19 protein-coding genes and 1 pseudogene are annotated in these 20,424 nt (G+C 72.2%); 8 read left to right on the top strand and 12 right to left on the bottom strand.

Translation table 11 applies throughout. The features are described from left to right. Nucleotides 1-401 precede the first annotated feature (401 nt). Together IEZ12_RS28750 and IEZ12_RS28755 are read left to right on the top strand one after the other, a co-directional pair. Entirely contained in the window at nucleotides 402-1,172 is a 771-nt protein-coding gene (locus IEZ12_RS28750; protein ID WP_189275982.1) for a polysaccharide deacetylase family protein, read from the top strand. 317 nt (nucleotides 1,173-1,489) lie between these two features. Then, nucleotides 1,490-1,873 (top strand): hypothetical protein, encoded by a 384-nt coding sequence (locus IEZ12_RS28755; protein ID WP_189275984.1) that lies wholly within the window; start codon nucleotides 1,490-1,492, stop codon nucleotides 1,871-1,873. A gap of 60 nt (nucleotides 1,874-1,933) precedes the next feature. Here the strand turns inward: IEZ12_RS28755 and IEZ12_RS28760 are convergent, their stop codons facing one another. Further along, nucleotides 1,934-2,773, bottom strand: a complete 840-nt coding sequence (locus tag IEZ12_RS28760) for a LysR family transcriptional regulator (RefSeq protein ID WP_229848252.1) — start codon at nucleotides 2,771-2,773, stop codon at nucleotides 1,934-1,936. Between the two features lie 157 nt (nucleotides 2,774-2,930). Here IEZ12_RS28760 and IEZ12_RS28765 point away from each other — a divergent pair, with 157 nt between their 5' ends. Together IEZ12_RS28765 and IEZ12_RS28770 are read left to right on the top strand one after the other, a co-directional pair. Continuing rightward, entirely contained in the window at nucleotides 2,931-3,410 is a 480-nt protein-coding gene (locus IEZ12_RS28765; protein ID WP_189275988.1) for a cupin domain-containing protein, read from the top strand. Nucleotides 3,411-3,445: 35 nt separating this feature from the next. Beyond that, nucleotides 3,446-3,805 carry a DoxX family protein gene (locus tag IEZ12_RS28770; RefSeq protein WP_189275990.1) on the top strand — a complete coding sequence of 120 codons (360 nt, stop codon included), beginning with the start codon at nucleotides 3,446-3,448 and terminating at the stop codon, nucleotides 3,803-3,805. 70 nt (nucleotides 3,806-3,875) lie between these two features. Here the strand turns inward: IEZ12_RS28770 and IEZ12_RS28775 are convergent, their stop codons facing one another. The 4 genes from IEZ12_RS28775 to IEZ12_RS28790 all read right to left on the bottom strand — a co-directional run bounded on the left by IEZ12_RS28775 (nucleotide 3,876) and on the right by IEZ12_RS28790 (nucleotide 6,061). Continuing rightward, nucleotides 3,876-4,541, bottom strand: coding sequence for a flavodoxin family protein (locus IEZ12_RS28775; protein ID WP_373295541.1), 666 nt, complete (start codon nucleotides 4,539-4,541; stop codon nucleotides 3,876-3,878). Beyond that, nucleotides 4,430-4,891 carry a hypothetical protein gene (locus IEZ12_RS28780; RefSeq protein WP_373295542.1) on the bottom strand — a complete coding sequence of 154 codons (462 nt, stop codon included), beginning with the start codon at nucleotides 4,889-4,891 and terminating at the stop codon, nucleotides 4,430-4,432. The genes IEZ12_RS28775 and IEZ12_RS28780 overlap by 112 nt, the downstream gene beginning before the upstream one ends. A gap of 159 nt (nucleotides 4,892-5,050) precedes the next feature. Then, the gene (locus IEZ12_RS28785) at nucleotides 5,051-5,362 is read right to left on the bottom strand and encodes a cupin domain-containing protein (RefSeq protein ID WP_189275994.1); all 312 of its coding nucleotides are present in this window, start codon (nucleotides 5,360-5,362) and stop codon (nucleotides 5,051-5,053) included. Between the two features lie 192 nt (nucleotides 5,363-5,554). After that, nucleotides 5,555-6,061: a cupin domain-containing protein gene (locus tag IEZ12_RS28790; RefSeq protein ID WP_189275996.1), complete on the bottom strand. Its 507-nt coding sequence runs from the start codon at nucleotides 6,059-6,061 to the stop codon at nucleotides 5,555-5,557. 173 nt (nucleotides 6,062-6,234) lie between these two features. On the opposite strand from IEZ12_RS28790, the gene IEZ12_RS28795 reads away from it, so the two are divergent. Continuing rightward, on the top strand, nucleotides 6,235-7,218 hold the full coding sequence (locus IEZ12_RS28795) for a phosphotransferase family protein (RefSeq protein WP_229848222.1): 984 nt from the start codon (nucleotides 6,235-6,237) through the stop codon (nucleotides 7,216-7,218). Between the two features lie 178 nt (nucleotides 7,219-7,396). After that, nucleotides 7,397-8,242, top strand: coding sequence for an ATP-grasp domain-containing protein (locus IEZ12_RS28800; RefSeq protein WP_189275998.1), 846 nt, complete (start codon nucleotides 7,397-7,399; stop codon nucleotides 8,240-8,242). A 45-nt stretch (nucleotides 8,243-8,287) separates the two neighbouring features. Here the strand turns inward: IEZ12_RS28800 and IEZ12_RS28805 are convergent, their stop codons facing one another. The 4 genes from IEZ12_RS28805 to IEZ12_RS28820 form a co-directional block, all read right to left on the bottom strand. Continuing rightward, a complete protein-coding gene (locus IEZ12_RS28805) occupies nucleotides 8,288-8,893 on the bottom strand; it encodes an AAA family ATPase (protein ID WP_189276000.1) in 606 nt (201 codons plus the stop codon). A 417-nt stretch (nucleotides 8,894-9,310) separates the two neighbouring features. Further along, on the bottom strand, nucleotides 9,311-9,505 hold the full coding sequence (locus IEZ12_RS28810) for a hypothetical protein (RefSeq protein WP_189276002.1): 195 nt from the start codon (nucleotides 9,503-9,505) through the stop codon (nucleotides 9,311-9,313). Between the two features lie 293 nt (nucleotides 9,506-9,798). Beyond that, nucleotides 9,799-10,620, bottom strand: a complete 822-nt coding sequence (locus IEZ12_RS28815; RefSeq protein WP_189276116.1) for an arylamine N-acetyltransferase family protein — start codon at nucleotides 10,618-10,620, stop codon at nucleotides 9,799-9,801. A 271-nt stretch (nucleotides 10,621-10,891) separates the two neighbouring features. Continuing rightward, on the bottom strand, nucleotides 10,892-14,890 hold the full coding sequence (locus tag IEZ12_RS28820; RefSeq protein WP_189276004.1) for a CLIPPER-2 domain-containing protein: 3,999 nt from the start codon (nucleotides 14,888-14,890) through the stop codon (nucleotides 10,892-10,894). 730 nt (nucleotides 14,891-15,620) lie between these two features. On the opposite strand from IEZ12_RS28820, the gene IEZ12_RS28825 reads away from it, so the two are divergent. Beyond that, nucleotides 15,621-15,893: a hypothetical protein gene (locus tag IEZ12_RS28825; RefSeq protein WP_189276006.1), complete on the top strand. Its 273-nt coding sequence runs from the start codon at nucleotides 15,621-15,623 to the stop codon at nucleotides 15,891-15,893. A gap of 137 nt (nucleotides 15,894-16,030) precedes the next feature. Here IEZ12_RS28825 and IEZ12_RS28830 read toward each other — a convergent pair whose 3' ends face one another. The 3 genes from IEZ12_RS28830 to IEZ12_RS28840 all read right to left on the bottom strand — a co-directional run bounded on the left by IEZ12_RS28830 (nucleotide 16,031) and on the right by IEZ12_RS28840 (nucleotide 18,378). Then, a complete protein-coding gene (locus IEZ12_RS28830; protein ID WP_189276008.1) occupies nucleotides 16,031-16,360 on the bottom strand; it encodes a DUF1330 domain-containing protein in 330 nt (109 codons plus the stop codon). A gap of 249 nt (nucleotides 16,361-16,609) precedes the next feature. Beyond that, nucleotides 16,610-17,185: a GNAT family N-acetyltransferase gene (locus IEZ12_RS28835; protein ID WP_189276010.1), complete on the bottom strand. Its 576-nt coding sequence runs from the start codon at nucleotides 17,183-17,185 to the stop codon at nucleotides 16,610-16,612. 224 nt (nucleotides 17,186-17,409) lie between these two features. Continuing rightward, nucleotides 17,410-18,378: an MBL fold metallo-hydrolase gene (locus IEZ12_RS28840; RefSeq protein ID WP_189276012.1), complete on the bottom strand. Its 969-nt coding sequence runs from the start codon at nucleotides 18,376-18,378 to the stop codon at nucleotides 17,410-17,412. Between the two features lie 365 nt (nucleotides 18,379-18,743). Here IEZ12_RS28840 and IEZ12_RS28845 point away from each other — a divergent pair. Next, nucleotides 18,744-20,424, top strand: a pseudogene (locus tag IEZ12_RS28845) (hypothetical protein); the annotation flags it as partial.

The following is a 20,424-nucleotide window of genomic DNA, read 5'->3' on the forward strand; positions in this document are numbered from 1 at the left end:
GGAGGCGGCGGGTCCACAGCCACGGCCGGGCCGACGACGGGTCGGCGAACACCGCATCGAGCGCCACACACCACCCCCGGACCGGCCCGCGGACACAACTGTCCCTTGTTCGCCGACCAGGCTTCCCGGCACACCTTCGTGCAACGTACCGGACACCAACCACGCTTCGCATGCGGTTCGTCGGGATATCGGACAAGACCCCGCCGGCCGCAACCCCCAGCACCTGGCTGCCAGTAGCACGAAGCGCCGCCACCTGCGCAAACGTGCTGGGACAGTCCCAGGTCCCGGCACACCGTCCCGGCCCCGGCGGTAGCTCCCGGGCCGGCGGGGCGTCACCGGGCCGGCCCCACCGCGTCCGGGCCCGTGAAAGCGGACGAAAAGGTGAATGTAGGGTTCGCCCCATGAGGTCGGCGAAGAGGGGACCGAGGTTCTACGTCGTGCTGTGCGTGGCGGTGTTGGCCGTCGCGGCGCTGGTCACGGTGGTGGTCATCCGCAGTTTCGCCATGGTCACGGTCGATCCGGGCCAGGCCCGGAAGCGGGCGAAGGCAGGACCGGCGGCGGGGCTGGTGGACTGCTCCCAGCGCAAGTGCATCGCGTTGACGTTCGACGGCAGTCCGGGCGAGCCGACCGAGCGGGTGATGGACCTGCTGGCGCAGCACCGGGCCCCGGCGACGTTCTTCCTGGAGGGGCGGAACATCCACGCGTACCCCGACGTGGTGCGGCGCATCGCCCGGGAGGGGCACGAGATCGGCGACCATACCTGGAACCACCCGCGGCTGACCGAGGTGCCCGACGCGGAGGTGCGGGAGGAACTCGTCCGGACCGCGGACGCCATCGCGGAGGTCACCGGGCAGCGGCCCACCCTGATGCGTCCGCCGGAGGGCCGCACGGACGACCGGGTCTCGAAGATCTCGCGGGAACTCGGCATGGCCCAGGTGCTGTGGACGGTGACCGCGCAGGACTACGCGACCGAGGACACCGCGCTGATCACCAAGCGGGTCCTGGACGGCGCCGCGCGCGACGGCATCGTCCTGCTGCACCCGCTGCACAAGGGAACCGTTCCCGCGCTGCCCGCCATCCTCGACGCGCTCGCCGGCCGGGGCTACACCTTCGTCACCGTCGGGCAGCTCCTCGCCCCGGGCGCCCCGGAGCCGGGCACCATATACAAATGACGGCCCGCCAGGTGGACGGAGGCTGTCCGCCGGGCGGCCGTCACGGCCGCGTCGGCCTGGGCAGTGGCGATCGCCACGTCGGCGTCGAGCCGGACCGGGGTCCCTAGCCGGAGCCGATCCAGCAGACGTCGACCCGGCCGAGCGGGACGACGGCGCGCGACCACAGCGGCGAGACACGGCCCCGCGAGTCGGTTCTTGCAGCCGCCGAGCCGGCCACCGATCTTGCCGAGCGCCCGGCCGCCGAGCTGCTTGAACGCACGTCCCGCGAGCGCCGACGCGCCCTCGGTTGTCACGGCCGTCGCCGCGCCGACGAGGCAGTGCCCGCCGGCATCCAGGCGTGGAGCTACCTCGCCACCCTGAGCCCCGACCACTCCCGGGTGCTGGACTGGGCCCTGGCCGACCACACCGCCCAGGACGGCCCCTACCAGGGCATGGCGTTCAACGGCGCGGACCGCACCGAGGTGTGCCTCGAAGGCACCGTCCAGGTGCTGACCGCCCTCAACCTGCGCGGCCGCGCCTCGGACGCGCCGACCGTCGCCGCCTTCGTCGACAGCCTGGAACGGGCGCAGCGCGAGGCGCCCAACCAGGACGGCTGCGGCCTGGACACAGGGATGGGCGACCTGTACGACGCGTCGCTGCACACGGGGGCCACGGCCTGGTTCCTGCTGGCGGCGCGCAACGCGAACCCGTTCCGGCTCTGACCCTGCGCGGTGCATACCGCGCCCGTCGTGAATGGCACGGCGGGGGCAGGCCGCAGGTGGTCAGCGGCGGCGGTAGGCGGCGATCGCGGTGTCGACGAGGGACCGGATCAGCGGGTTGCTGTCGCCCTCGTTCCACACCGCCACCACCCGGCTGGGCGGCATGTCGACCAGCGGGACCGCGGTCAGCTCGGGCGGCAGCCGGTGCCCGAGCGGGACCAGGCCCACCGTGGCGTTCCACAGGACGCTCTGCAGGCACTCGTGGACGGCGCGCACGATCGGGCCTTCGCGCGGCTCGCCGCCGCCCCAGTAGGACTGCCAGGCGGGATCGGTGCCTTCGGGGAACCGGAACCAGCGGCGGCCGCCCAGCTCGGCGAGCCGCAACCCGCCCCGGCGGGCGAGGGGATCGTCGGTGCGCAGGAGCACGCCGACCGGGTCGGTGCGCAGCGTACGCACCGTCAGGGCGGTCTCGTCGAAGGGCGCGCGGGTCAGCGCGACGTCGACCAGACCGGCGCGCAGGCCGCACGTCGGATCGGCGAGGTCGGTGTCACGGACGCGGATGTCGAGACCTGGATGGCTCCGGCGGAAGGCGGCCGCCAGCGCGGCCGCGGCCGGGTCCGCGCCGTCGTCCAGAATGCCCACGGTGAGCCTCGCGGCCCCCGCCGCCGCGTCCACCCGCGCCCGGACGCGGTCGGCGCGCCCGAGCAGCGCCCGGGCTTCGTCGAGGAGTACCGCACCGGCCGGGGTGAGGGCGACGCCGGCCGGCGAGCGGATCAGCAGCGGCGCGCCGACCTCCCCCTCCAGCTGCCTGATCGCCCGGCTCAGCGGCGGCTGGCTGATGTGCAGTCGGGTGGCGGCCCGGCCGAAGTGGAGTTCCTCGGCGACCGCCACGAAGTACCGCAAGGTCCGTAGCTCCACGCTGCCACGATATCCGCGGGGTATCGGCCCGACGGAACAGGTCTTGGACAGCCGCGGGCTCCCGGCGGTGGACTCGTGGACATGACCGACGAAACGAAGAACCGCGAACCGCGAACCGCGAACCGACCGTCCCGCCGTATCGGTGGTGCGCCCCGGCGACGGCGAGACCATCGCCCTGGGCACCACGCGCATGCGCATCCTGGAGGACGGCAGCCACACCGAACACCGCCTCGCCATCGCCGAATCCGTCCTGGCCCCCCACACCCAAGGACCGCCGCAACACCGCCACGCCCGACACGACGAGGGCTTCTACATTCTGTCCGGCACCGTGCGGTTCACTGTCGGAGCCGAGAGCCACGACGCCACCGCAGGCACCCTGGTGATGGCCCCGCCCGGCACCCCGCACACCTTCGCCAACACGACCGACCAACCGGCCGTCCTCCTCAGCACGTTCACACCCGACCTGTACGTGCAGTACTTCCGCGATCTGCAGCAGACGCTCGCCGACGGACGGCCGCTGACACCGCAGGTCAACGCCGACGCGATGAGCCGGTACGCGACCGAGCCGGCTGCCGAAGGAGAGTGGCGGGCCGCGAACGGCAGCCGCGGGGAGGGACTGTGAGCGGAAGTCATGAAAGGGAGTTGTGAAGGGGAGTCATGAACATTGCCTATGGGGTCGTTGCGGGACTGCTCGCGGCCTTCTACGTCTATGCCGGCACGTTGAAGGCGGTCCGCGGCCGTGATCGGCTCCGGCCGATGATGGCCTGGGTCGACCGGGTGCCACTGCCGGCCCTCCGGGCGCTGGGCGTGGTCGAGGTACTCGGCGCGGCCGGCCTGGTCCTTCCCCCGTCGACCGGCATCGCCCCCGCGCTGGCGCCGGCCGCGGCCGTCGGGTTCGTGCTCCTGCAGGGCGGTGCGATCGCCGTCCACCTGACGGGCGGGGACCGCCGGATCGCGCTCAACGCCACGCTCCTCGTGGCCGCGGGCGTGACCGCAGGGTTGGCTCTCGGACTGTGAGGCCGGGCCCGAACGGCACTGACGCACCGCCGACGGTCGGGGCCGGGAAGGACGGGTGGGTGGCGGCGGGTCAGGAGGCCCAGGGAAAACGCGCCTGGGGCGGGGACTGGGTGAAGAAGGTCTTGGCGCGCAGTACGGCGTCCTCGTCGGCGAGGACCTGGCCGGGGCGGGTGCCGTGGCCCAGCAGGACGCCGCCGAAACGCATGCCCAGGTAGGCCGCGGTGTGGTGGAGGGTCAGGACCAGCGGCTCGGCCGCCCCCTCCCCGGCATGCGCCATGGCGGTGACGCCCCAGAGGGTGCGGCCGGCCATCTTCGCCCGGAAGTCGGGGCCCGGGGTGCGCAGCCACTTGCTCCAGTAGTCGCGGTAGCGCTTGGTGTGGGCGGAGACGGAGTACCAGTACAGCGGGGAGGCGATCACGATGTCGGTCGCCGCGACCGTCGCCTCGCGCAGCAGTTCCTCGTCGCTCTCCCCCACCGCCCCGGCATCGCCCGCGCCATGGCACTCGTCACGGAAATCGGGCAGCCGGAGAGCGGCGAGGTTCAACCAGCGCTGCTCCAGGAGTTGGACGGATCGGCCCGCTTCTCCAACTCCGGCCGGGCGAAAGGCATTCCGGCTGACGAGTCTCACTGAAGTCCGACCGGACGGTTCAACGTGTTCCTGATGCGTGCGGCCGCTGCTGCCGCCAGCAGGCACCAGCCGTCGATCTCCACCCCCAGTGGTTCCTGGGGCTGCCACCCGCGGGTGACAGCAGCGTCGAGCAGAGCTCGGACCGCGCCCGGTTCGTGAAGATTGAGGGAGTTGCCCCGGACGTCGCCCACGTCGCCCGATCCCGTGGGGAAGCCGCCCGGGACGTACCGGCCAGGGCCTTCGGTGAAGACGATGTGCAGCGGGCCGCCGGTGCCGGTCGGCTGCGGGTACAGCGTGAGGATCTCGCGGCACTCCGTGGACCGGCCGTCCTGCGGCGGACGGTGGTGGTGCCGGAGGACCCACAGGTACACGTGCCCGTCGGCGACCAGTCGGCGGGGCTTCTTCGGATGGCGAGGCGCGGAGTTGAGAGTATGCGGCCTGCGTCGTCGACAGGTCACCGCTCGGGCGCACCTGGCCGCGTGCGAGATGGGCGGGCACGCAGCAAGGCACCGGTGTCGCCTTGCCCGACCCGCCGTCAATTCGCCTGACAGGGAGGGTCGTTGGCCAACAGCCACCGCAGGATACCGACCCGCCAGGGCAAGCAGTCCGGCCGCCGGTCAGTCGCTGTCGCGCTTCTCGATGACCAGGATGCGGGCCTCCGGGGCGGGGTGGGCCACGTGTTCGTCGCCCCGCTCGACGCAGCACACCCGGCCCGGGGTGAGGTGTTCGACCCGTTCGACGCCGCCTACGCGGTAGTGCATGTCGACGGCGCCGTCGAGGACGACGAACACCTCCGGCCCGTCGTTGACGTGCCACCGGTAGGGCTGGTCCGTCCAGTGCAGCCGGACGGTCGCGTCGTCCAGCTCGGCCAGGTCGAGCGCGCCCCACGGGCGTTCGGCGGTGAAGGAGGCGGAGTCGAGGAAGCGCACAGGGGATCTCTCCGTTCAGGAGCCGCACGGCCGGCTCTGCTGTGCATTCTGCGCGGGGAAACCGGCCGGCGGAGCTGGCGGAAATGCCTAATTGCATCGACATCCTGCCAACCGGCCCGCACACACGGGCCGCCACCGAACCCGCCCCACACCCCGACCGGCGACGCGGCCTGCGACGCGGTCCGCGACCGCTCAGGCAGAGGCCTCCAGGGCGGCGCGCCAGACGGGGCTGTCCACGTAGTGGTTGTCGAAGCGTTCCGCGGACTCGGCGATCTCCTTCGGATCGGCCTCGCCGCGCATGACCCGGCCGAGCAGACGCAGGTAGTCGAACCGTCCCAGGCCCGGGGTGAAGACGAACAGGACGTCGGCTTCCACGCCCGGCGCGGCCGCGAAGGCGTGCGGGGTGTGCGGCGGCACCGCCAGGAAGTCGCCCGCGTTCAGAACGGTGACCTGATCGTCCACCAGCACCCGCAGCGAACCGCCGAGCACGAAGAACAGCTCCGTCGCCTTCGTGTGGAAGTGCGCCGGCGCCCCCGGCGCACCGGCGGCGAAACTGGAGCGGTAGCTGGTGAACCCGCCGAGCGCGGCATCCGACTCGCCGAGCAGGGTCATCACGCTGCTCGGATCGGCGCAGGTCTCGGCGTCGGTACGGCGGGTCAGCAGCGCGGGCATGGTCACGGGCAGGTTCTCGATCGTCATGACCATGAGCCTAAAGCCCCAAATGGCCTGCCGGGCAGGTCAATTCCGACCTGAAACCCAGGGTCAATTCTGCCGCGGAACACCGGGAACCACGTGGACGAGTGCCTGTGCTCATGCGGGTGGATCACCGGGCCCGGAGGATGCGTCGTCCACGGTTCCGATAGCCTTCCGGCGTGACCGAACGTGGGGGCGGAGAGCGACTCGACGGCGATCCCGGGGTGCAGGGCTGGGGCGCCACGCGAGCGTGGGTGGAGTGTCAACTCGCCGATGGGGAGCGGATAGCGGGCGACGAGCGGCTGCGCGGCGGTTGGACCTCGGAGATGCGCAGGCTCCGCGTCGAGGGGCCGGGCGGCCGACGGGACCTGGTGCTGCGGTCCTTCGTGAAGCCCTTCTTCGTCCAGCACGCGGACGGTCTGCTGTCCCGCGAAGCCGCGATCCTGCGTCTGCTCGGGGCCACGGACGTGCCTGCGGCCACGCTCCTGGACGTGGACGCGACCGCGACGTACTGCGACCACCCGTCCCTGCTGATGTCCTTGCTGTCCGGGGCCGTCCGCCTGGACGACCGGGACGCCGAACGCCGGGCCGATCTGCTGGCCGGGCAGTTGGTGCGCATCCATCAGGTCGAGGTCCCGCGCGACGCGAGGCCGCGGGCCTGGCAGGCCTGGACGTCGCCGGAGCGGGTGACGCTCCCTCAGGACACGCTGCGGCCCGAGCTCTGGCAGCGCGCCGTCGATGTCATCCGGCAGGACCCGCCCGCTCACAACTCCTGCTTCCTGCACCGGGACTTCCATCCGGGCAACGTCCTCTTCGACGGTCGGGGCGACGACCTCCGCATCAGCGGTGTGGTCGACTGGGTGGAGACCTCGTGGGGACCGGCCGACCTCGATGTGGCCCACTGCTCGACGGCCCTGTCCCTGCTCCACGGCGTCCCCCTCGGGATGGCCTTCGCGGACCGCTACCTCGCCGCGGGCGGGCACCTCGCCGAGCAGCGCGCGGCGCACCTGTACTGGCGGGTCCTCGACGCCCTGGCTTTCGCTCCGGACGCGGAGAAGGTCGCCGTCCCCTGGCGCGAGCTCGGCCGGACAGACCTGAGCCCCACCCTTCTGGGCAGCAGACTCGAGGAGTACCTCCACGCTCTGTTCGAGCGCTACGCGTAGGCCGCCGATGCTCGGGTGCCCGGACGTGCGATCCGTCCGCGGCGCGGTCCTCCAGGTCCAGCAGCCCGCTCAGGAGGGCAGCCCACCGGCGTGACCAGCCACCGGCGTCGATCCGGTCGGGGCCGCGGTGGGGTCGCCCCGTAGAGTGGCCGCTCGCCCACCGGGAGAGGACTGCGTCGTGCGCGAGCGTTCCGGCATTCTGTTCGTCACCGATCTCGCATATCCGGCGCAGGGACGCCGGTACTGCGACGAGGACATCCTCCTGTCCTCGCGACTGCGCGAGGACTTCGATCTGGCGCTGTGCCATCCGCGGGACGCGGTCGCGTTGATGGACCGCTTCGACGCGGTCGTCGTGCGCAACAGCGGGCCGGTGCTGTACTACCGGGAGGCGTTCGAGGAGTTCCGCCGGCAGGCCGGTGCGCGCGCCACCCGCGTCTACAACCCGTTGACGGGCCGCGGCGACATGGCCGGCAAGGGCTACCTGGTGGAGCTGACCCGGGCCGGATTCCCGGTCATACCCACCGTCGACCGGCCGGCCGACGCCCACCTGCTGCCGCGCGCCGAGCGGTACGTGGTGAAGCCGGCCGCCGGCGCCGACTCGATCGGCCTGTCCGTCGTGGACCGCGCGGAGCTGGCCGACCTGGAGCGAGCGGGCTCGCAGGAGCTGCTCGTCCAGCCGCTGGTCGACTTCCGCTACGAGGTGTCGTTCTACTTCGTCGACGACGCCTTCCAGTACGCCCTCCACGCACCGGATCCGGCCCGCCGCTGGGAGTTGACGCCCTACCCGGCGACGCAGGCCGACCTGGCCTTCGCCCGCCGGTTCATCGACTGGAACACCCTCGACCATGGCATCCAACGGGTGGACGCCTGCCGCACCACTGACGGGGAACTGCTGCTCGTGGAGCTGGAGGACCTCAACCCGTACCTGTCGCTGGACGTCGTCCCCCGGGAGCAGCGGGACGCGTTCGTGGTCGCGATGGCGGACTCGATCCGCCGCCTGCTGCAGGCCGGGGAGAACGCCTGACGGCCCGGCCACGAAGCGGGCTGCGCCCAGGCCGTCGCGGGCCGGTCAGGTCAGGGCGGCGGCCAGGCGCTGCGGGAGGGTGTCGTAGGGGTGGCAGTCGACCACGGGCAGGCGGTGGACGCGGGCCTGGTCGGCGAGCCAGTGGGAGTAGCGGGCGCTGACCTGGGCCCGGGCGGGCTGGGGGCCCAGGTCGGGCTCGCGGTGGGCGTAGTTGGCGCCGATGCGCGCGGGGTCGCCCTCGTGCAGGAAGACCGTGTGCAGGCGGCGGCGGTGGGCGGCGGCTTCGGCCGCGGCCCGTACGGCGGCGCGAGGGGTGAGGTAGTCGCCCTCCACGATGGCGGGCACGTCCACGCTCAAGCGGTTGCGCACGACACCGAGCAGGGCCTCGTCCAGGGCGTGAGCGGTGGCGATCTGCAGATCCAGAACACGGTCGAGGCCCAGCTCCGCCTCCGGGTCCCGGTAGGCCGCGAACTGGTGCAGTGCGGGGTGGGTCGCCGGTGTCGTGGCCGCCTGGAGCGCGGCCACCACGTCGTCGAATTCGACGGTGAACGCACCGTGGGCGGCAGCGAGGCCGGCAGCGGCGCGGCTCTTGCCGACACCCGAGGCGCCGCCGATCAACAGAACGTCCCAGGAGCGAAGGTCGGTGCGCATACCGCCACGGTAGAGGCCCCGGGAACCCGGGTGAGAGGCGGGTCCGAGCATGCCTCCGCACCGCCCGGCCCGGACGGACGGTGGCGGCAGCCCGACCGCGGATCGGGCCCGTTGTTGACGGATCGCCAGATACGGGAGCAGCGAGCATGCTCTCCTGCAATGATCTTGAAGCCGTGATCCGCAGACCGGTGTCGCCGTGAGCGGATCGATGGCGGCGACTCCGGCTGAACCCCTCGCCGGGGTTCGCCGAGGCGTTCGACGCGCGGCTCGCTCCCGGGCACCGCGCCGCGCCGTCCGTCCCCGCCCACCGTGATCGACATTCAGGAGTAGCACGTGAGTCGGACCAGCACGCTGTCCCCCGATGACTGCCAGGAGGACACCGCCCCGGACCGCCGGCCTTGGCTGGTGCGCCGAGGGTTACTCCTCGAGTCCGGACCCCAGCGCAGACTGGCCCTCGGAGGCTTCATCAACCAGCTCGGCACTGCGGCCTTCCTGGCCACGGCGCCGCTGTACGCCCTGCGGGTGATCGGCCTGCCGATCGAGCAGGTCGGCCTGGGCCTCGGGGTCGCCGGAGTGGTCGGCCTGCTCGCCGGCCCGCCCGTCGGTCTTCACGGCTTCTCAGGCCCGGCCGAGCCCAGGACGACCCCCACCGAGGCAGCGTGGTCGAGCCGTCGTGGACCTCGACCAGAGCCCGTCGCTGACGGACGCTCACGCTCCGGGCGGGGTCAGCGACGAACAGCCTGGTCGTCCGGCAGGGCCGCGCCGGTCACCGACTCGCCGACATCACCCAGCCCAACGATCGCCAGGGCACCCCCGTCGGCGACCACCGACGGTCCGTCAAGGCGTCACGCCCCCAGGCCGACGGACCGTCAGCATGCCGCCCCGTCCAACAGGCCGGGACCGGTTCAGGCCACGTCGGCCGGCAGGCGGAGGCCGGTCGGTGGGGCGATGCCGAAGTCGGACTCCAGCAGGCGGAGCAGCTCGTCGGCGTCTTCGATCTGCTCGTGGTGGACGGCTCCGTCGGGTCCGGTCCGGGTGACGGTCTTCGTGTCGAGCAGCAGGTGGTGCCCCGTGGCGAAGGTCCGCTGGACGAAGAGTCGGTGGAAGGGTGAGCGCGGGTGGGTGGCCGTGAACCAGTTGCCCAGCTTGAGGTCCGGGACCGGCACCCGGTCGAGAGTGAAGGCGGTCTGGTCCTCCCACACCCCGCCCCGGAACGCCTGCATCACCCACACCGGCGCCCAGCCCTCCGTCTCCTCCACCACCAGGCGGTGGCGGCGTCCGCCGGCCTCGTTCACCTGGCCCGGGACCATCGGCAGCGGTTCCAGCAGTGCGCCGAGACCACCGAAGCCGACGTCCGCGAGGTACCGGCCCGGGACGCCCGGTATCTCGACGGCCAGCACCATGTGTGTCCGGGGACGCTCCTCCCCCGGCCGCGCGCCGTACCGCACTCGGCCCGAAAGGCGGGTCACCTGGAAGCCCAACTGCTCCAGAACAGCGCCGAACAGGCTGTTGTGCTCGAAGCAGTAGCCGCCCCGCGACGACTCGACCAGCTTGGCCTGGAGATCGTCGAGGTCCAACGACGGCACCCCGCCCGCGACGACGTCCAGATTCTCGAACGGGATGCCTATGACGTGCGCGCGGTGCAGGGAGCGGAAGGTTTCGAGCGTCGGCGCCCGACCACCGTCCCATCCAATGCGCGCGAAGTACTTCTCAAGGTCGACAACCACAAGGACCACTGCCTTTCCACGGAAACATCTGTACCGGAAACCCGCCCCACGACAGCGGAGGCACTCCCCCGCCCACCACACCCCGCACTTTGACACCGAAAAACAGCACACGACGGGCCACAGACCGGCACCGACAAGCCGAGGCAACAACCAGCGCCCGCACACACATTCCCCAGGCCGGACCGCCCGCACGAGAATGGCAGGGGACCGCCCCCGAAGCCCGAAGGCCCCGAGGGCGGTCCGCACTGAACAAGCGGTGATTCTGCGGGCGTTACCCCACGAACCGGTCCGCGTTCGCGCGGCGCCGTGCCCGGTAGAGCAGCACTCCGCCCAGCGTCAGCAGCCCGCCACCGGCCAGGCCCACCGCGGCGAGACCCGCAGGCGAACCCGTGTCCGGCAGGTGACCGCCCCCACCGCCGCCGTGCTTCGGCGGCGCCGTCGGACGAGGAACCTTCACGCAGCCCTCGCCCTTCTCCTTCTCCGGGCACTCCGACACCGTCACGCACAGCGACACCGGCCGGCTCTCCACCAACTGCCCCTGCGGGTCACGACCCGAGGCCGTCGCCGTGTTGATCACGTGGCCGACCTTCGCGTCCTCCGCCGTGACGACGTACGTCCCGTGACAGGTCGTGCTCTCACCTGGGTTCAACGTCCGCGCGTCGCAGGTGACCTGCGCGACCCGGTCATCAGCAACAGCGATGTCCGTCAGCACCGTCGTCCCGGTGTTCGTCACCATGTACGTGTACGTCACGGTGTCGCCCACCTGCGCGGAGCCCGACACGTCGGACTGCTTCGTGATCGACAGCGACGACGCACCCGAAGTGGTCTCCACCGTCGCCTCGCCCGGCGGGCTCTCCACCGGATCGCCTTCCGGGTCCACACCGCTCGCACGGGCCTTGTTGGTCACGTGCCCGGCCTCGACGTCGTCCTCGGTGATCACGTACGAGCCGTGACACACCGTGCGGGCGCCCGGGTTCAGGGTCGTCGCGTCGCAGGTCACCGACGCCACATGGTCGTCCGAGACCGCGATGCCGTGGACGGCGACTGCGCCCGTGTTGGTGACGGTGTACGTGTACCGCACCGTGTCACCCACCCGGAACGGGCCCGCGGCGTCGGCCTTCTTCACGATGGACAGCTTGGCCTCGCCCACCACCGGGATGTCCGCCTCGCCCGGCGGGCTCTCCACCGCACGACCCTCGGGGTCCTTGCCCGACGCATGAGCCTTGTTCAGCACGTGGCCCGCCGCCACGTCCGCGGCAGTGATCACGTAGGTGCCGTGGCACAGCGTGCTCTGACCCGGGTTCAGCGTCGTCGCGTCGCACGTCACGGTGGTGACGTGGTCGTCCACGACGGCGATGTCGTGGACGGCGACGGTGCCGGTGTTCTTGACGGTGTACGTGTAGTGGACCGTGTCACCGACGTGGAACGGGCCCGCGCTGTCGGCCTTCTTCTCGATCGACAGGTGCGCCTCGCCCACGACGGTGACCGTGGCGTCGTCGGGCGGGCTCTGCACCGGCCGCCCCTCGGGGTCGGTGCCGTTCGCGTGCGCCGTGTTGGTCACGTGCCCCACTGCTGCGTCCGCCGCGGTGATGACGTAGGAGCCGTGGCAGAGGGTGCTCGCACCGGGGTTCAGCGTCGTCGCGTCACACGTCACACCGGCCACGTGGTCATCCGCGACCGTGACGCCGTTGATCACCCTGGTACCGGTGTTGGTGACGGTGTACGTGTAGTGCACGGTGTCGCCCACGTGGAACGGGCCGGCGCTGTCCGCGGTCTTCTCGATCGACAGCACCGCCTCGCCCACGACGGTGACCGTGGCGTCGTCGGGCGGGCTCGCCACCGGTTCGCCGTCCGGGTCGATGCCGTTCGCGTGCGCGGTGTTCGTCACGTGACCGGCCTGCACGTCCGCCGCCGTGATGACGTAGGAGCCGTGGCAGAGCGTGCTCGCGCCCGGGTTCAGCGTCGTCGCGTCACACGTCACACCGGCCACGTGGTCGTCCGTGACCGTGACGCCGTGAATGGCCAGCGTGCCCGTGTTGGTGACGGTGTACGTGTAGTTGACGGTCTCGCCCAGCCGGAACGGACCCGCGGAGTCCGCCGTCTTCTCGATGCCGAGCCGCGCCTCGCCCGCCACGGGCAGCCTCACCTCGGCCGGCGGACTCAGAACCGTGTCCCCGTCCGGGTTCGTGGCGGCTGCCTCGGCCCTGTTGGTGAGGTGGCCGAGCGCCAGGTCGGCGGCGGTCACCACGTACGCGGCGTGGCAGGTGGTGCTCGCGCCGGGGTTCAGGGTCGTCGCGTTGCAGGTGACCGGCGTCGCGTGGTCGTCCGTGACCAGGACCTGGTCGAGCACCGTCTGCCCGGTGTTGGTCACCGTGTACGTGTAGTTGACGGTCTGGCCGACGTGGACGGGGCCTGCCGTGTCCGCCGCCTTGGCGAGGGACAGGGACGACGGGCCGACGACCTCGACGGTGGCCTGTGTCTCCGGGGAGGTGACCGGCTGGTCGTCGGCGATGCCGTGTGCGACCGCGTGGTTGGTGACCTGGCCCGCGTCCGCGTCGGCGGCGGTGATCACGTAGGTGCCGTGGCACTGTGTGCGGTCTCCGGGAGATCCTCGGGGGGCGAGGGTCGAGGAGTCGCAGGTGATGCCGGTGACCTTGTCGTCCGTCACGGAGACGTTGTCCAGCTGCGTGCCGCCGGTGTTGCTCACGGTGTACGTGTAGTGGACGGTGTCGCCCACGTGGAACGGGCCGGGCTCGTCCACGTGCTTGAGGACGTCGATGCTCGGCGGGGCCACCAGCGGGACGTCCTCGGACGCGGGCGGCGAGGTCACCGGGTCGCCGCCCGCCGTACCGGTGGCCTGGGCCGTGTTGGCGACGTGGCCCGCGGCCGCGTCCGCCGCGGTGACGGTGTAGGTCGAGGTGCAGGTGACCGTCCCACCGGGTTGCAGCACGCTCACCGGGCAGCTGACCGGGCCCACCTTCGGGTCGTTGACCGCGAGGTTGTCGATCGGGACGTTGCCGGAGTTGGTGACGACGAAGTCGTACGGGATCTTGCTGCCGACCGTCAGGTTCGCGGGCAGGGGCTGGTGGGCCTGCTTGACCAGGTTGAGTTCTGGCAGCGGCTCGTCGGTGTTGATCACCACGTTGCGGATCAGGTGCACGTCGGTGAACAGGCCCGTCGAGCCGGCGAAGCCGAACTTGTAGGTCGAGGGGACGGGTTGGGGCGCCGGGGTCTGGAGGACCTGGTGCGGGCCGGTGCCGTCGTTGAAGTCGACGGTGACGGTCAGCACCGGGGTCGGGGCCGGGGTCAGGTGGACGTTGACCCGGCGGCGTGACGGCTCCAGCAGCGCCTGGGCCTGGGCCGGCGTCACGTCGGGCGGCAGGAAGGTCAGCGGGCCCTGCAGTTGGCCCGGAAGCGTCGACGGCCAGGGGCCGGTGGTCGAGAAGTTGCTGGTCGTCGCGGTGAGGAAGCAGTAGCCGTCCTCGTCGTGGCCGGGGCCGCGAACGGTGACCATGTTGGGGCCGGGAGCCGGGACGTGGAAGGCCGTTCCGGCGGGGGAACGGGTGGTGCAGCCGTTGCCGCGGTGCTCCCAGTCGCCGAAGTAGTTGCCGAGGACGTCGAGCCCGACACCGAGGTAGCCCCGGTCGACGCCGGGCAGGATGGCCAGGTTGGGGTTGTCGTCGGGCAGCTTCTGCGCGTAGCCGAGGCTGCCGCCGAACGCCCCCGGGTGTGCGAGCGAGACATCACCGTTGACCAGGAAGAACGAGATGCCGTCGGCCGGGGTGGCGGGTGTGGTGCTGCCGTACTGCCACTGGTCGAAGGTCACGTCCAGGCCGTTGCCGGCCGGCAGCGCCTGGTCGAACAGCACCGCGCCGTTCTGGTCGTTGGCGGCATCGGTGATCCTCAGGTAGCCGAACGGTGCGCTGTCCAGCGGCGGCACCGGACCGATCTCCGGGAGCGGACAGCCGGTCAGCTGGCGGCCGTCCGGCGGGAGGGGCGTCGTGACGGGTCCGCCGGTGAGACAGGCCGAGCCCACGGCGACGAATCTCGGGTCCGCAGTCGCACCGGTGAAGTCCTCCTGGAGCAGCGGGGAACCGGTGGCCAGGACCCGCTCCGGCGCAGCGGCAGCACGGTGGGGGGCGGGGCCGATGGCCTGGGCGCCGAGGGTGGCGGCCAGACCTGTGCCGACCAGGCCGAGGGTGGCTGCGGCGCTGATGAAGCGGGCCGTGCGGGATCTGAGCCGCCCCGGTCCGCGGAAATGTCTCGTCATGCCCTTGACTATGTGCAGCCACTACCAAGAGTTATCAGTTTGTACTATCTGTGGTCCTAGGGAATCCCTCGGATGCGCCAGCCCGGGATGCCGACCGGGCATCAGTCCCGCCGGAATCATGAGGTCCTGATGGGAGATCAGGAGTGCTGCCGCCGCCGACCCCGCTCGCCGCATCGCGGCCCCGGGGGCGTGGCGGGCCGACGACACCCGCAGCACCATCGGACCGGCCGACCACATGTCCGACGAGGCGGCCACCTGCGCGACCCCGACCGGCCCAGCGGACCGCCCCTCGCCCCACCCGCCACCGCACCGAGCCATCGCATCCGCCGGCTGCGCCGCGCGACCGGAGCCGCCCGCCCGGACCGGCCAGGACGAGGCGCGGCGACCGACAGGCCCGAATCCTCACCCACCGCACATCAAGGCATTTCTGACGACACGTCAGACTCGCCCGGCTGCCAACACACGCACGGCCGAACCGGACCCACCGCCCGATCGACCCGGCAGGCGACGCCGGCAGCCGTGATCCGCCTCCGCTGCACCGCTGGAGCAGCCACCCAAGGGTGAACATACGATCTGATCTTTCTCCTGCGGGACAAGGGTTCATGACGGCTCGTCAGCTCCAGACGGACGCACAGCCCCGTTGCAGGCTCCCGGTTCCCATGTCCTCCTGGAGTCGTCGGGGTCACCACAGGCCCCGCCGCAAAACCGAACTACTCGGAGGAGAATTTCCATGCGTGCTGTCAAGCGTGTCCTGGCCGTCACTGCCCTCGCCGCCCCCCTCGTGATCGGCTGCGCCGGACTCGCCTCCGCTCACGAAGGCTTCCACGAGGGCCCCGAGGCCCACTTCGCCGAGGCCCAGTTCATCGCGAACGAGGAGGGCGCCGGCGAGGCGGTCGTCGCCTCCGTCGTCTCCCCGCACGGCGTCGACCACATCGCCGGCTGGGTGTTCGCGGGCGACGAGGGCGTCTCCGGCTCGTTCACCGACTCCGGCGCGAGCTTCTGAGCGCTCTGACCTCGGCTGAGGGGCCCAGGTCCAAGGGCTGACTTCGAACCGGGCGCCCGGCGGGTATTCCACCCGCCGGGCGCCTTCGCGTTCCGGCGGACCCGACGAGCACCGCGCTCGACGCCGTCGGGAGGCGCTCAGTGCTCGGCGAGGGAGCGCTCGGCCCGGTAGCCGGCGGGGACGCCCTCGACGAGGATCGCGTCGGCCGTCATGTGGCGGGTGCGCAGGTGCAGGATGTCCTGATAGGCGGGCGAGTCGTACCAGGCGCGGGCCTGCCGATAATCGGGGAACTCGATCAGGATCAGCCCCATCTTTCCCCAACTCCCCTCCACCGTCTCGAACTTGCCACGATGGACCAGGAATCGGCCACCGAACGCGTCGAGCGTGGCGTCGATCCGCCGGAGGTACTCGACGGTGTCGGGGCAGGGCTCGACGGCGTGGACCTGGGCCAGGGCGTAGGCGGGCATCGTGGCGCTCCCAAAGGGTCGGGGTCGGGCTGACGTCCATGACGCTACGCAGCGGCCGGGCGGAGGGAATCGGTCACGAATAGGTAGGCCGCTTGGGTGGAGCACCCCAGGTGCACGACAGCATGCGGCGCCGCACCGCCGACGTCCCGCCCGGTTCCGCCAGGTTCCGCACGTCCGCCCGCCCGACGGCCGGGCCGACGCGACGTCGATCGCGTCGGCCGCCCAGGGGGTCGGTTCGCGGCGGTGGGGTCAGGCCTTCCACTCCCGGGCGAGCATGGCGTAGACGCACTCGTTGCCCCAGCGGTCGCCGTCGAGGTCGCTCTCGATCAGGTGGGCCTCCAGGCGCATGCCGAGGCGCTCGCAGACCCGGGCGGAGGCGGTGTTGAGGGCGTCGAGCCGAGCGAAGAGGCGGTGAACTCCCAGGGATTCGAAGGCAGTTGCGGCGAGGGCGCGGGCGGCTTCGGTGGCGTAGCCCTGGCCGGCGTACTCCGGGTTGAAGACCCAGCCGATCTCGGCCTGGCGGGCGCGGGCGTTGGTGAGGATGACGACGACCTCGCCGAGGACGCCGGGCTGATCGGCACGGCAGACGGCCCACAGGAGGCTGTCCCCGTCGGCGCTCCAGCCGGCGTGGGCGCGGGCGCGGATGGACTCCTCGCAGCCCTCGCGGGTGAGCGCCGGGCGGTAGAGGTAGCGGACGACCTCGGGCAGCGCCTGGTAGGCGTACCGGTCGTCGGTGTCGTCCACGGTGAACGGGCGCAGGATCAGCCGCTCGGTCGCGATGCCGGCCGGGATGGTCGCCGGGGTGTGGAGTGCGGCATCGGTCATGGGTCCCCCTGATGGTGTCGTTCCGGCGGTGGGTGGATCCACCGTGGCGTCTGCACACCATAGTTGACGTCGGGACAGGGGTGTCGGGGCGGTCGACGAGCCTCGGCGCCGGCCCCGTCCCGTCGAGTCGCGGTGGTTCAGCAGGGCCGGGGCGAAGGAGGGCACGGCCCCACCCGGAGCGGTGGCTCCCCGCCGCGCCGGGTGGGTTCGGCGGGGAGGGTCGGTCAGGCCCGCAGGCGGAGCGGGGTCAGGTGCTCGGGGCGGATCAGGCGGGTCTCGGGCGACAGTTCACGGGTCTGGGCGATCAGGCCGTCCAGGTCCATGGCGGTGTCCTGGACGGCGGGGTCGGTGAGCGGGCTCTCGAAGGTGTCCCAGTGCACGGGGATCACCGTGCGAGGGTTGTCGAGGGCCTTGAGGATCCGCGGCACATAGCGGTGGACGCTGTGAGCGGTGCTCTCCGTCGAGATCATGGCGATGTCGGGCTTCAGCCCGACGTAGTGCTGCTCGACGAAGTCGCTGGCGCCGGTCAGCAGCGCGGACGGGCCGTCGCCGAGGCGGACCTGGAAGGCGAGGGTGTCGCCCTCCGGGAGGTCGCCGATGGTGCGCGGCGCGGTGGCGGTCGGGCCGGTGAGCGTGCCGGGCACCCAGTACTGGTGCTTGGCGTTGCGGCTGTGCAGGCTGGCTGCCACCTGGACGGTGAACCCGTCGAAGGCGAGGTACTCGCCGCCCTTCACCACGATCAGCTGGTCCGGGTCGACCCCCATCGCCCGGAGCAGGAAGCAGGTGGTGGCCGTTCCGACCACCTGCACGCCCCGGCTCTTTGCGATGTACGGGACGTCGTTGAAGTGGTCCCAGTGGCAGTGGCTGACCAGCACCAGGTCCGGGGTGCCGATGTGGCGGTCGATCAGCTTGGGGGCCACGGTCAGCCGGGTCTTCGGGTTGAAGCCGTCGGTCGGGAACCGCGTGATGTACGGGTCGAACAGCACGGTCTTCCCGTTGCCCTCGATCCGCCAACCGGTGGTGCCGAGCCAGGTGTAGACCGTCTCGCCGCCTCCGCCCGGCGCCGGTCCGGGCTCGGTCGCGGCCGCCGTCCCGGCCCCGGCGGCGACACCCGCGCCGGCCATCGGCAGCAGGGCCGCGCCCGCGACCGCCGTACGCAGCAGACCTCGTCGTCCTAACGTGTTGTCGTTCATGCGTGGACGGACGATCGCACCGGTCCGGCCGGTTCCATGATCCTGACGAAACATCAACTTTCCCATGGGCCACGGCTCTTCCCGGGCGAGGCATGTTCTCGTGGAGCTTCTCCCGAACGGGCCGGGGGCGCTCCGCTGTGGGCGATCGGCACCGCGATCATGCTGGTCGGCCTCGTGCTGACCGACTTGGCCTTCCGGAAGTCCCGGGCCCGCGCCTGACGGGGCGTCGAGCATCGGCGGCGGGGCCGGACCCCGGGCGGGGCGCGGTGTCGACGGTGACAAGTGACGGGCCGCTGCCGCGATGCCCCGGGCGATGGCAAGGTGTACCTCGACACCGAACAGAAGTCGCAACGGGGGAGGACTGTATGGGTGCGGACTGGACCAGCGAGCTGATCGCCCCAAACGAGCAGGGCGCAGCGCCGACGGCGGAGGAGCACACGCCGACGGTCGCGCCGCCCGGGTACCGGCCGTTTCCGCGGATGACGCGGGAGCAGTGCGCGGAGGCGGTGCGGCGCGGAGGCTGGTTGTTCAAGGCCGACGAGGGCCACGACCCGGACGGGTCGGTGCCGGTGGAGGCGGTGGAGGGGGCCTGGCAGGTCGACGCCCACGGTCGTCCGCTGCGGTTCCGGCCCAACCCGCGCTACGGCGCCCCGCTGCCGGAGCAGCCGGTCGGGGACGGCGCGGCGCCGCTGCCGCCGCTGCACGCCGGGCGGCGCCCGGCCGGGCGGGCGCTGCTGGGGTGGTTGGAGGATCCGCAGGCGCCCCGGCTGTGCCGGATCGCCGGGTCGAGCGGCAGTGGCCGCAGCCACCTGCTGCACTGGCTGGCCGCCGCGTGCCCGGCGGACAGTCCGCACCCGCGTCGGCGGACCGATGTGCTGCTGTCCGCCGCCGAGTTGACGGTGGACACGTTCGTCTGGCGGCTCGCCGCGCTGCTTGGCGTGTCGGCGGCCGACCCGGACGAGTTGGTCGCGGCGCTGATCGACGGGGCGCCGCGCGTCCTGGTGGTGACCGATCTCGACCGGGCGGGCGCCGGCCGGCTGTCGGATGCAGCGCAGCGCATCGCCGCGGAGGTGCTGCGGCCGCTGCTGCGGGTGCCGTGGCTGCGGCTGGTGGTGGAGTGCGCCTCCGACACTCCGGCCTCGGCGGCGCTCGACGTGCCCGCCGCCGTGCTCGACCTGGACCAGCCGCAGTGGACCGACCTGGACGCCTTCACCCGGTGGGCGACCGCCCTGTCGGAGCGTCAACTCCCGGCGGAGGTCTACCCGTCGCCCGCGCTGGCGCTGCTGGCCGCCCGCACCGGGGACGGGGTGCTGCTGGACCCGGCGGCCACGCCCGCGCGGAAGGCGGAGGCGCTCGCCGAGACCTGGTGGGAGTCGCTGCCCGAACTCGTCCGGGCCCCCGTGGTGGTGCTGGCCTCGGTCCGGGGCGGTCTCGACACCGAGCTGTGGGGCGAACTGCCCGGCAGCCTCGGCCCGTTCGCGGTGCACGAGGCGGTCGACCTGCTGCTGCCGGCCGATCCGGACGGGCGGTACCGGGTCTGGCCGGACGCCTTCGCCGAGCGGCTCGCCCGGTCGGGCCTCGACCACCTGTCGATCCGGCAGAACCTCCTCCCTGAGCAGCCCGGCCCGCAGGACGCCGCCCGGCTCGACCTGGTGCTGCGGCACGCCGTCCGGACCTCGACCCCGGTCGACGACCTGCTGGCCGACCCGGCCGTCCTGGTGCACGCCGATCCGTCGGCGGTCGGCCTTGCCCTGGAGCATGCGGCCGCCGTCCGGGTCGCGGACGCCGGGCAGCGGGCGGAACTCGCGCAGGCGGAGGCCCGCCGGGAGGCGCTCGCGGACGGCAAGGAGTTCGACGAGGAGCTGGCACGCCAGTTCTCGGACGCCGACCGCACGGCGGCCGAGCACACGCCAGTGCACCGGGCGTGGCGACTGGCCGGGCCGCGGGTCACGGCCACCGACGACCCCGCCGAGCGGGCGTCCGCCCTGCACTGCTGGACGGTCGGGCCGGACGGCGACCTCGCGGAACGATTCGCCGAGCTCGCCG

Origin of the sequence: Kitasatospora griseola (genome assembly GCF_014648555.1) — a bacterium.
GTDB classification, from domain to species: domain Bacteria; phylum Actinomycetota; class Actinomycetes; order Streptomycetales; family Streptomycetaceae; genus Kitasatospora; species Kitasatospora griseola.

Excerpts from the sequence above, each read along its gene's own strand:
- IEZ12_RS28750 (WP_189275982.1), top strand. The coding sequence starts at position 402 with ATGAGGTCGGCGAAGAGGGGACCGAGGTTCTACGTCGTGCTGTGCGTG.
- IEZ12_RS28770 (WP_189275990.1), top strand. The coding sequence starts at position 3,446 with ATGAACATTGCCTATGGGGTCGTTGCGGGACTGCTCGCGGCCTTCTAC.
- IEZ12_RS28790 (WP_189275996.1), bottom strand. The coding sequence starts at position 6,061 with ATGACGATCGAGAACCTGCCCGTGACCATGCCCGCGCTGCTGACCCGC.
- IEZ12_RS28805 (WP_189276000.1), bottom strand. The coding sequence starts at position 8,893 with ATGCGCACCGACCTTCGCTCCTGGGACGTTCTGTTGATCGGCGGCGCC.
- IEZ12_RS28820 (WP_189276004.1), bottom strand. The coding sequence starts at position 14,890 with ATGACGAGACATTTCCGCGGACCGGGGCGGCTCAGATCCCGCACGGCC.
- IEZ12_RS28825 (WP_189276006.1), top strand. The coding sequence starts at position 15,621 with ATGCGTGCTGTCAAGCGTGTCCTGGCCGTCACTGCCCTCGCCGCCCCC.
- IEZ12_RS28830 (WP_189276008.1), bottom strand. The coding sequence starts at position 16,360 with ATGCCCGCCTACGCCCTGGCCCAGGTCCACGCCGTCGAGCCCTGCCCC.
- IEZ12_RS28835 (WP_189276010.1), bottom strand. The coding sequence starts at position 17,185 with ATGACCGATGCCGCACTCCACACCCCGGCGACCATCCCGGCCGGCATC.
- IEZ12_RS28840 (WP_189276012.1), bottom strand. The coding sequence starts at position 18,378 with ATGAACGACAACACGTTAGGACGACGAGGTCTGCTGCGTACGGCGGTC.